This is a genomic window from Candidatus Zixiibacteriota bacterium (genome assembly GCA_018820315.1).
Classification (GTDB): Bacteria; Zixibacteria; MSB-5A5; order JAABVY01; family JAHJOQ01; genus JAHJOQ01.
On the sequence record JAHJOQ010000108.1, the window covers coordinates 1 to 11,139 of the forward strand.

At 51.4% G+C, this 11,139-nt stretch carries 12 protein-coding genes; 2 read left to right on the top strand and 10 right to left on the bottom strand.

Going from position 1 to position 11,139, the window contains the following annotated elements:
- Positions 1–380 precede the first annotated feature (380 nt).
- Complete coding sequence (locus KKH67_10685) at positions 381–695, bottom strand: RNA-binding protein (GenBank protein MBU1319642.1); 315 nt, start codon at positions 693–695, stop codon at positions 381–383.
- Positions 696–1,065: 370 nt separating this feature from the next.
- On the opposite strand from KKH67_10685, the gene KKH67_10690 reads away from it, so the two are divergent.
- The gene (locus KKH67_10690) at positions 1,066–2,256 is read left to right on the top strand and encodes an iron-containing alcohol dehydrogenase (protein MBU1319643.1); all 1,191 of its coding nucleotides are present in this window, start codon (positions 1,066–1,068) and stop codon (positions 2,254–2,256) included.
- 210 nt (positions 2,257–2,466) lie between these two features.
- Here the strand turns inward: KKH67_10690 and KKH67_10695 are convergent, their stop codons facing one another.
- The 9 genes from KKH67_10695 to KKH67_10735 all read right to left on the bottom strand — a co-directional run bounded on the left by KKH67_10695 (position 2,467) and on the right by KKH67_10735 (position 10,298).
- Entirely contained in the window at positions 2,467–2,793 is a 327-nt protein-coding gene (locus tag KKH67_10695; GenBank protein MBU1319644.1) for a hypothetical protein, read from the bottom strand.
- Positions 2,794–2,970: 177 nt separating this feature from the next.
- Positions 2,971–4,080 (bottom strand): metal ABC transporter permease, encoded by a 1,110-nt coding sequence (locus tag KKH67_10700; GenBank protein MBU1319645.1) that lies wholly within the window; start codon positions 4,078–4,080, stop codon positions 2,971–2,973.
- A complete protein-coding gene (locus tag KKH67_10705; GenBank protein MBU1319646.1) occupies positions 4,077–5,204 on the bottom strand; it encodes a metal ABC transporter permease in 1,128 nt (375 codons plus the stop codon). The genes KKH67_10700 and KKH67_10705 overlap by 4 nt, the downstream gene beginning before the upstream one ends.
- A 1-nt stretch (position 5,205) precedes the next feature.
- Positions 5,206–5,991 carry a metal ABC transporter ATP-binding protein gene (locus KKH67_10710; GenBank protein MBU1319647.1) on the bottom strand — a complete coding sequence of 262 codons (786 nt, stop codon included), beginning with the start codon at positions 5,989–5,991 and terminating at the stop codon, positions 5,206–5,208.
- Positions 5,992–6,005: 14 nt separating this feature from the next.
- On the bottom strand, positions 6,006–6,974 hold the full coding sequence (locus KKH67_10715) for a zinc ABC transporter substrate-binding protein (GenBank protein ID MBU1319648.1): 969 nt from the start codon (positions 6,972–6,974) through the stop codon (positions 6,006–6,008).
- Between the two features lie 198 nt (positions 6,975–7,172).
- On the bottom strand, positions 7,173–8,021 hold the full coding sequence (locus KKH67_10720; protein ID MBU1319649.1) for a metal ABC transporter permease: 849 nt from the start codon (positions 8,019–8,021) through the stop codon (positions 7,173–7,175).
- Position 8,022: 1 nt separating this feature from the next.
- Positions 8,023–8,781, bottom strand: a complete 759-nt coding sequence (locus KKH67_10725; GenBank protein MBU1319650.1) for an ABC transporter ATP-binding protein — start codon at positions 8,779–8,781, stop codon at positions 8,023–8,025.
- A gap of 274 nt (positions 8,782–9,055) precedes the next feature.
- Positions 9,056–10,000 (bottom strand): zinc ABC transporter substrate-binding protein, encoded by a 945-nt coding sequence (locus KKH67_10730; GenBank protein ID MBU1319651.1) that lies wholly within the window; start codon positions 9,998–10,000, stop codon positions 9,056–9,058.
- Positions 9,993–10,298: a ribbon-helix-helix domain-containing protein gene (locus tag KKH67_10735; protein MBU1319652.1), complete on the bottom strand. Its 306-nt coding sequence runs from the start codon at positions 10,296–10,298 to the stop codon at positions 9,993–9,995. Before KKH67_10735 ends, KKH67_10730 begins: the two co-directional genes overlap by 8 nt.
- 389 nt (positions 10,299–10,687) lie before the next feature.
- On the opposite strand from KKH67_10735, the gene KKH67_10740 reads away from it, so the two are divergent.
- Entirely contained in the window at positions 10,688–11,128 is a 441-nt protein-coding gene (locus KKH67_10740; GenBank protein MBU1319653.1) for a hypothetical protein, read from the top strand.
- The last annotated feature ends 11 nt before the right edge of the window (positions 11,129–11,139 follow it).

Sequence of the window (11,139 nt, forward strand, 5' to 3'; positions counted from 1 at the left end):
AAACCTGTCGGAGAAAATCTGCCCTCAGGAGCCCCTGATCCGCAAGGCGCATGATCCGAGTTGTCAGCGCACTGAACTCGGCGGACAGATATGGCTTGTCTTGTCTCTCAGCGGTCATGCATTTCTCCGCGATAAGCGCCCCCCGGTTCAGCGGACAATATGCCTGATGGGAAGATCAAAAGCAAGCGGTGCGTTTTCATCTTGCGACCGCCTCATCCGACTCAAACGGGGCTTATTATGTGAAGGTAAATGTAGTCTCTGCTCGATTCTATCTTCTGTACTACATAATCCCCCTTAACAAAACTTAGGGGATCGGCTAATAACCGATCCCCTATCATTCTTGCAGATAATCTAGTTGTCTATCGTTTACGCAAGGATGTCTACCAGCGGTTGCTACCGCCGCCGTATCCGCCACCGCCACGACGATCGCGGCCACCACCACCGCCACGCTCTTCGCGCGGACGTGCCTCATTGACAGTTAGTTCGCGTGATTGCAACTCAGCGCCGTTGAGACCGGCAATAGCCGCCTCACCAGATTCCTTGCTGGCCATTTCCACAAAGGCAAATCCTCTCGACTGCCCGCTGAACTTGTCCTTGATCACGTTTACGCTGACGATTTCGCCATACTGCTCAAATGCCTGGCGAAGATCATCTTCCGCCGTGTCGTAAGACAGATTGCCGACGTAGATATTCATTCTACTCTCCGGTTTTGTTTATCCCTTCACGATGTCTTCCTGTAAAAGAGTAATTTCGTGCCTCAGATAAACCAATTCTTGCGCACCATTGCGCCTGTCTCCGAATCAATACCTTACCAAAGATTGAATGGAATCTACAAACCTTGCGACAGATTAATGAAGGAGACCATCTAACATATCTAAATATATCGGCACTTTTCGGTGAAGTCAACAGCTTTCTTATATGGAAGTCCATGTATCTTATTTATTGATATTTTGTCTAACTTGTGACATGACAATCTATTAACGCCCAAGAAATGCATCGCCCCGGCCGTAGATCTTGCCATTCGAGACGCATCCTCGTATAATCACTCGAAAGATGGAGGACACGATGAAGTTCATATGGTCGAACAGGACAAAGCTGATTTTCGGTGCGGGAGAGTTCGCTAAACTCGGCATCGAGGCCGCAGCAATCGGTAAACACGCACTAATTGTCACGGGCAAGTCTTCCACAAAACGTTCAGGCGTTCTCGACAAGGCCATGGACTTGCTAAGAGCGGCCGGTGTTTCGAGCACAGTCTTCGATGAGATCGAACCGAACCCACGCTCAAAAACAGTCGATCGCGCCGCTGCTACTTTGAAAGAGAAAGGCTGCGATTTCGTTATCGGACTCGGCGGAGGTTCGCCGATGGATGCGGCCAAGTCCATCGCGGTGGTCGCCTCGTCTGGTGGATCGATCTGGGATTACATATACAGCAATCCCGACAAAGAGATGCGCGATGTAACCTCGGTGATGCCGATTGTCACCGTCCCGACACTCGCGGCAACCGGATCTGAAGCTAACGGCGGTTCGGTCATTACAAATTGGGAGACCAATGAAAAAGCGCCGCTGATTCATCCTCTCATGTACCCGGTCTTCTCGATCATAGATCCCGAACTGACTGCATCGGTGCCGGCAGATTACACCGGCGACGGCGGCATAGATATCATATCGCATGTCATGGAGTCGTATTTTTCGAGTCCTGTCCACACTCCGCTGCAGGATCGATTCTCTGAAGGCGTCATTCGGACCGTCATGGACCACCTTGGACTTGCTATGGCCAACGGCAATGATATCGACGCGCGGTCGCATCTATCCTGGGCGTCGACTGTCGCGTTGAGCGGCATTGTCAATGCAGGACGGCTCGGTGGATTTCCGCTGCACGCTATGGAGCACTCAATTTCCGGACACTATGACATCTCTCACGGACGCGGGCTTGCGATTTTGATGCCGCATTTGATGAGATATACTGCCGAAGTCGCTCCCGACAAGTATGTGCAGTTTGCGAAGAATGTCTTCTTCGTCGATACAGACTCTATGTCGCCCGAAGCTGCGATTGATGCTGGCATATCAAAATTCACCGAGTGGATGAAACAGACGAGTGTCTATTTTACTTTATCAGATGTCGGCATAGGCAGTGAGAAGTTCGAAGTCATGGCTGACGATATCATACGTGTCAGCGGCTACGGCAAAGACTACATTGACAACGCGAGAAACCTCTACAAAGAGGACATCATCAAGATATTCGAAATGGCACGATAGTCTCATTGAGATGTACGGCCAAACCCCCGAGCGAGGTGCGAAGCGGCGTGGCGATCTCTTCTACTCAAGTGAACACAGGAGCTATGCTCCTGTGAATGCTGCAAGAGGAAGCGCAGAGGCACAGCCACTGCGCACACTATAATCAGCGTCATCGTGATGCATGGAGCTTCTGAAACAAGCGCAAAAGTCGGTATCCTGAACCACCTCGATCTACTTATTCTTCACCGCAAACAGCACTGCAAGTTCGATCAGGCTGAGCGCCACCAAAACCGCCGCGCGTGTCAGCGATTCACCGGCAGACATCGCTTTCACGAGCTTGAATCCGAAAAATCCGGCGACAAACAGGGTCGCAAATATAGCTACTCCCTGGCCCACCGCGACCCCCATGAACATCATGATCGAGCCCGCGATTATGATGATGCCGAGCACTCCACCTGAAATCAGCGACGGCAGACTGTCAGCCGCAACATAACCGGCGACACCGCCACCGGCGATTACAATACCGTAAATGAGAGTTATGATTGCCTTGATATACATGTGGTCTCCTTGCATTATGTGGTCGGCGTAGATTTTCGTGCGCCAACTCCGCGTGTCTCGCGTCGTCACCTGCGCCGTCGGGAATCCCTTCCTGACGGCTCTATGATAATCTAATCGGGCAGGAAAGGGTTCCTGCCCGCGCACCTACAGCGCTCTATATGATACTCGATGGAGTTGTCACCCCATCATCGCCTGACCTGCAAGCTGCCGTCCACTGTCTGTCAGGACAAGCTGACGATTATCTATAAAGACCAGCTTACCGCGCTCCATCTGACTGACGAGCTTATCGATAAATGTCCTGTCCCAATACACATGTTCATGCAAGGTATCAAAGCAATTCTCTGTCTCCGCTTCGGGTGTACTTTCATGATTGAGCAAGTGTATCGCGAGTGTAATCCTTGCAAATTCCCAGCGCTGCCGATGCCTACGGCGAGCTATCGCTACAATCCCCCTGTGAGGGGCTATTAGAAAAGTTATACCGAACGCAACTCCCGACATTGTCGCCATGCACCCCGCAATCGAGGCGTCGAGAACGTCGGCTAGCCAGTAGCCACTGACCGCGCTCGCTGCGCCGATTATCGCGCTGAGAAGTATCATTCGACCAAGCCTGTCTGTCAGAAGATATGCTGCAGCCGGAGGCGCGACCATAAGCGCGACCACCAGAATAGAGCCGACGGCATCGAATGCGCCAACTGCCGTCACGGAGACTATCGTCATCAAACCATAATGTATCAGCCCCGGAGAGAAACCGAGCACCGCAGCGAGCGCGGCATCAAAAGTCGCAAGCTTCAGCTCCTTATAAAACAATGTGATAAACAGTATATTAAGAAGCAGTATCCCGAGCATCAGCGCAAATGCACGCGGCCCGAGATCAAATCCAAACAGGCTGAAGCGATCAAATGGAACGAGCGCAAGCTCGCCGCGCAGAACAGCATCGGTATCCAAATGAACATCTCCGGCATACCGAGAGATCAGAATCACACCAATGCTGAACAACGCCGGAAAAACGAGACCGATTGCAGCATCTTCACGCACGAGGCCGGTCTTGTTCAGCAGTTCGACAAGGCTGATCGTCAATACTCCGGTCAGAGTGGCGGCGATAATCAGCAACGGGGATGCCAAATCCTGAACAACGAAGAATGCGAGAACAATACCCAACAGAATCGAATGACTGATTGCATCACTCATTAGCGCCATACGTCTCAGCACAAGAAACACGCCCGGCAGTGCGCATGCGACGGCCACGACAACGGCGGTTATTTGTATCTCAAGCTGAAATGGGGTCACCTGTTCAACTCTCCGAATGTCGCCGCGATTTTCTCCGCCTTTTCGAACCCCGATGCTGTCAGCGCCCAGCCATCGACATCAATCCTGTAAACAAGACCGAGTTCCTCGAGCCGACCCAGGCTCCGATCGATCCCAAAATCACCGGTCCCCATCGTTTGAAGAACCGATGACGGATGCGGATGCTTTCGATCTCCGTGCTGCAATGCAAGAGAATACAGGCTCGAAAGCACAGCGTCCGTTCGCAACTGCCTTCGGTTTCTCCTGGCAAGCACCCACGCCCACACGAGTCCTCTGTTCGGAGCGAAGAGCATCGACACGAATACAATAGCGCTGATACAGAGCACAATCGTCGGTCCGGTAGGCAACCTGGCTGTGCTTGAACTGATAATTGCGCCGCTCACACCGGCAATCAAACCGAACAGCGCAGACAACACCACCATCACGCTCATACGGTCGGTCCACTGTCTGGCAGCGGCGGCTGGCGCTACTATCATAGCGCTCATAAGCACAACACCGACGGTCTGCAGTCCGAGCACGATTGCAACCACAAGCAGAGATGTCAGCAGGATATCAAGTAGTCTAATTGGAAATCCGAGGGACGATCCGAAATCACGATCGAAACTCATCAGTTTGAATTCCTTCCAGAATGCAATAACGATCAGAATTGCCACTGCCCCGACTATAGCAATAATCACAACATCTCGCTCGACCATAGCTGCGGCCTGACCGAACAGGAATTTGTCGAGGCCTGCCTGCGCAGCGTCGGGAATCTTCTGGATGAATGTCAGAAGCACAAGACCCATTCCAAAGAAGACCGAGAGTATCATGCCAAGTGCAGTGTCGTACTTGATTCGTGTCGATTTGACAATACCCATGACAAGCAGCGTGCCGATCCAACCGGCGACTGCTGCACCGAGAATCATAACTAATGGAGATTTGCTTCTTGTGAGGAGAAACGCTATCGCTATTCCGGGCAGGGCAGCGTGTGACATCGCGTCCCCCAGAAGGCTCTGCTTGCGCAACACGGCAAATGAACCGAGGGTGCCGCTGACAATTCCGAGGATTCCTGAACCGAGTGCGACGGTTCTCAGAGTGTAGTCAGTGAACAGATCACTAGGAATCATGTCACTTCGCTCCGCTGTCTATTTCCTGCATGGGAGTATCTGTATCGCTATCGTGTGTGAGGTAGGAGACTCTTCCGCCATAAGCCGCGCGGAGATTGCTTTCGGTATAGACATCCTCAACAGGTCCGCTCGCAATCCGCCTGACATTTAGCAAGGTGACCCAGTCGAAGTATTCCGGTACCGTCTGAAGATCATGGTGGACAACGACGACTGTCTTTCCCGATTCGCGCAGATCCCTGAGAAGTGAGATAATCGCCCTTTCAGTGGTGGCATCGACTCCCTGAAACGGCTCATCCATGAAATACACGCCCGCGTCCTGCACAAGAGCGCGAGCGAGGAAAACTCTCTGCTGCTGGCCACCCGAAAGCTGGCTTATCTGCCTGTCGCCAAAATCACCCATGCCGACTTTGTTCAATGCCTCCAGAGACAGATCACGCTCCCTGCGCGCAGGACGCCTTACCCATCCGAGGCTGCCGTAACGTCCCATCATGACAACATCGAGCACTGTCGTCGGAAAATCCCAGTCAACACTCCCGCGTTGCGGAACGTAGCCAATCTTGCGCCGCTGCTTTTCATATGGTAGCCCATAGATCAACACCGATCCGGCAGCAGGTGTCACCAAACCCATGATCGACTTTATGAGGGTCGTCTTACCGGCACCATTCGGCCCGACAATCGCCATCAGCACTCCGGCGGGGACTTCCAGATCGATATCCCACAAGACCGGTTTGTCTCGATAAGCGACTGTCAAATCTTCGACTTTAATCGCGAGATTACTGTCGGTCACACAATACTCTCAATCTATCGACTACGGGGTTGCGGTTCCTTGCCCGCAGACAGAGCATTTGCGATGGTCTCTACATTGTAAGTTACCATACCAATGTAAGTCCCCTCAAATGTCCCCGGGTTACCCATAGCATCTGAGAACAGCTTTCCACCAATCTTCACCTTGAAACCTTTGGCGGCTACTGCAGCCTGCACAGCTTCGATGCTCTTCGGAGATACCGATGATTCCACGAAAATGGCCGGTATTTTGTGATCCATTATGAATTGGGCCAGATTTTGTACATCCGCCGTCCCGGCTTCGGAAGCGGTGCTTATACCCTGCAATCCTCTGACTTCAAACCCGTATGCCCGCCCGAAATAACTGAATGCGTCGTGAGCTGTAATCAGAACCCGCTGCCTTTCCGGAACAGACTTTGTAAGCTTGTATACATAATCATGAAGTTCGGAGAGCTCAGTCAGATAACCCTCGGTATTGTTATCGAACATCACGGCAGCCCCGCGATCATATTCGATCAGGATGTCTCTGACCAGTTCAACCGCCATCATCCAGACCCTCACATCAAACCAGACATGTGGATCAAATGCGCCCTCAAACTGAGGCGATTCCAGAAGATGTGATTCCATGATTCTATCGGTCACAGCCACGGCCCTGACTTCGCCGCTCATCCTCTCAAACACCTCTGACATAGCGCCTTCAAGATGGAGGCCGTTGTAGAATATCACGTCAGCATTCGCCATCTTGCCAACATCACCGGCGCTTGCCTTATATGTATGCGGATCGACGCCCGGACCCATCAGCGCCGTAACATTCACGGCATCTCCGCCTATATTCTTGACAATATCAGCGATCATTCCTGTCGTCGTGACCACTTCTATTTTCTTCTTCTCTACCTTCTCACTCTTCTTCTCTTCTTCCTTCTTGCCACAGCCTATCAGTGATGTCAGAATCAGGATAGTCATCAAAATACCGAGCTTTTTCATCATATCGTCCTTTCCCGTGCACGATTCGTTGTGGATTCTCTTATACGGAGAATAATGCTAATATCCTTTGCGAAAGTCCACCAATTCTTTGTCAACAATCGAGATTCCTCGCGTGAACAGTGCCAATCGCCATAGTTCTCAGATCAGTAACACTGGAAACAGCCATGAGTTTAGAAATTTCAATCCGATGGAGACGGCTGGTCAGGCCCTCCTGAACTTGAGCAGATTCGCGCCGACAGACACGATCAAGTACAAGGCGCCTGCCAGCAATATGACCGTGGCTCCGGATGGAAGATCAGGGCCGTAGCTGATCGCCAGACCCGATGTCGTCAGAGTCATGCTCAGCAGGGTGGCTGCAATCATCGACTGCCAGAGGCTGCGAGTGAAATAACCTGCGATTGCAACCGGCAGTGTCATCAGTGCTATGACCATCACAATTCCGACAACCGTAACAAGCACCACCACGGTCAGAGCGGTGATACACAACAGCAGGAGATAATAGAACTCTACATTGATACCGCGAACGCGCGCGAACTCCTCATCGAAGCAAACCGCCTGGAATCGACTGTAAAACGCGATGCCTATCGCTATGACTACGATATCGAGCCCGGCCACCAGCCACAGGTCGGCCGTCGACACCATCAGGATATTCCCAAACAAATAGCTCATCAGGTCCTGATTGTATCCAGGTGTTTTCGCAATCAAAACTATACCGACAGCCATACCGATTGCCCAGATCGCACCGATCACAGTGTCTTCTCTCTCGCGCGCCTTGAGGCTGACCCATCCGATTATCAGTGCTGCCAGAAGTGCAGCGGCAACAGCTCCATACAGCGGATCCAGAAACTGCCACTTGTGGACAACAATCATATAGTGGGCCAGTCCGATCCCTCCCAGCACAGAATGAGAGATTCCTCCGGCGATGTATGAAATCCGTCTGGCGACCACATAAGTTCCAATTACTCCGCAGGCAATACTCGCGAGTATTCCTACCAGCAGAGCATTCTGCATGAAACTGAAGTTCAAGACTGCATCGAAGAACTGGGCCATGTTAATCTTCATCCCTGAGATGGCGATCATGGAGGACCATTTTTATGTCCTGACCATACATTTGGCTAAACACATTCCCATCGATTGCCGCAGTAGCATGCGCCGCAACCGTGCGATTGACGCAAACGACCTTTTCGACGAACTTGGAGACGAATGCAAGATCATGAGAAACCATCACAACGGTGATCTTGCTACTGAGCTTACGCAATATTTCATAAAGCTCCTGCTCCATCAGAAGATCAAGATTCACCATTGGTTCGTCGAGTAGAAGCAGATCGGGATCGCAGGCAAGCGCGCGCGCAATCAGAACGCGACGCCTCTGACCGCCGGAGAGTGATGCAAACGGGCGATCTATCTGTTCGACCATGCCAACATCGGAAAGCGCTGTGGCGGCAGTCTCGAGGTTGCACTTTCCGGATCGTCCGAATCTGCCACCGTTGCCGATACAACCCATCAGCACAACATCTCTGACATTGATCGGGAATTTTGGATCGAGTTGAGTGTCCTGAGGCATGTAGCCAATTCGTCTGCGCTCCTCGCGAGGAGATCGTCCGAAGACCCTGATTCTGCCCTCGGTCGGCTTAAGTAAGCCGAGAATCAGCTTGAGAAGAGTCGTCTTGCCGCCGCCATTCGGTCCAACTACCGATGTAAACTCCCCTTCCATAAGAGAAATGTTTACATCCTCAAGTACCGCAGGGCCACCGTAGGAGAAACCTACCCCTTCAATCTCAACAATCGCCTTCTTGCTTTCTGCATTCATATCAATTGACTCGCTCTATATGGGCTTGTTGAATAACCCCGGAGATCGTCACTGCGAGCAAAGCGTGGCAATCTCTGTGTGCTTTAAGTGTGCAAGCAGAGGCTGTGCCTCTGCGTTCTTCCATGCGATATTCACAGGAGCACAGCTCCTGTGTGCACTTTGATGCGACATAGAGATCGCCACGTCACTTCGTTCCTCGCGATGACGAATTTTGCATTGCATACGGCTTTTTCAACAGGCTCTATATACACTTACAGTTGCATCTGCCACCGGATCATCTCCCGCTCAGCGATTTCGCAATTATCATTGCCATCTTGATCATATTCGCCGAATAATCCCTTGCCAGCGGATCGAGTGTGACGACTTTGGCACCAATAGCCTCTGCAACCGCACTCGCAGCCGCAGTCGAGAACTGTTGCTGGACAAAAATCACCGAAACGCCGTCGGTTTCGGCGCGCTCGACAAGCTTCGCCAACTCGCCCGCCCCTGGTTCCTTGCCATCCTGCTCGATAGCAATCTGTTTCAGGCCGTATGCTCTGGCGAAATGCCCGAATGCAGGATGAAACACAAACAACTCCCTTCCGCGCACCGACTCGAGTATCCTCGAAACCTCAGCATCAACCGAATCAAGTTCCTTCACGAATGCATCGTAATTCGCCTCAAGGAACTCTCTCTTATCGGGCATGGCTTCTACAAGCGCATCGCAGATGCTTCTTGACTGAATTTTGACTAACGATGGGTCAAGCCAGATGTGAGGATCGAGGTCGCCATGATCGTGAGGATCATCAAAATCATGGTAAGAGTGACTTCCAATCTGCGAACGCAACTCTTTCGGGGTGTTAGCCTGCGTTTCGACGATTCTCAAATGCGGCATCATCTCTGTAATCTTGCCAATCAGCGCCCGCTCGAACGGTAGTCCGACAGTGAACAGAATGTCCGATCTGGACAAGTGTACCATCTGCTTTGGAGTCGGTTCATATGTTTCAGGAGATTGACCGGGACCGACCAGGACATTCACTTCAACAGTCGCTCCACCGATCTTATCGACGAAATATGCCTGCGGAAGGATGCTCGTCACAACTCTGACAGCGCCATCGGATGGTTCATCCGCATAAGCTGCCGGCTCCACGATCAGAGCGCAGACCGTTAGAATCACCAAAACTATCAAGCTGGTTACTATCGCACGACTGAGCACTGAATTCATTCCATCGTTATCCATTCTGCCGTTTCCTGTTCTGTCTCGCACATACAATATGCATCTCATGGCAATCGCCGCACTCTTCTATTGAGTGATCCTGCTCAAGCTCCGTGAGATGCTGCTTTTGATGCGGTGTCAGGATTCCGGTCCCACCGCAAAGAGGGCACGTACTGTCCAAAGCGGCGAGGACTGCCGACCTGATGAACTCCGACCTGTTCGGAATCCCCTTCATAGCATCCAGTAGCGCCTCATCAGCCTTGAATGTCACAACCTCAGGTTTGCTCTTTTTGCTTGAGCTCACTCGCTGCTCCTGATCCATAAGAGTTGAATTATCGTCATCAACCCGAATATTACTTTGTAATACTCGCCAGTCAATAACAATTCTCCGACCAGTCGGGTTCCCGCCTTGACAATGGCAGGTGCCCCTAGTGGAGCGGTGGATTGATCTTCATAGTATATCTTTGGACTTGACATCTCAAAGGTATCGCCCTATTCTTAGATTGATTTTGCCAAAAACGGCAAGCTGTCTCTGTCGGCAGTCGGAACTTGCAGGGGATGTACACGAGCCACGTTCACATCTACTGATGGTGAAAGCTTTTGGTACGTTCACACTTAATGGAAACGACTACAGTTGTCCGAGGGGCATGTAGTCCAGCCGGACGTCATCCTTGGTCTTGGATTGGTCTGAGCTAAAGATGGGAGGCAAGGATGAAGATCAAGAAACGGGATGCACTGATCCTGTGGCGATCAGCCTGTGCCTTGATATTTGTGTTTTCCACTGCAGAATTATATGCGCAGGCCGACCATCCTAATTGTCTGATTTTAGGACACGCATTCGTCACTTTGGGGGATGGAAGTTCCAATCTGCTTCGGGGGCAGGAAATACTCCTGTTAGAGAGATCGACACAATATGATGTGGACGAAACAACGATGGAAGCAATACTACTCAAATACAAGTTGTTCTTGGACAGCATGTTGATCGAGGCAAACAGTGTCGTGGATTATTCAGCAGACCTGGCACTAGTGTCCCGTCAACATGATATTATTGGGCATGTCATTGACTTCCGAAATTGTTTGCGCTATATTTGTGCAAACAAGGAGGTGGTCGATGAAAAAGTACATCGTTCGATTATCGAAGGAGGAGCGTGATAGACTGAAAC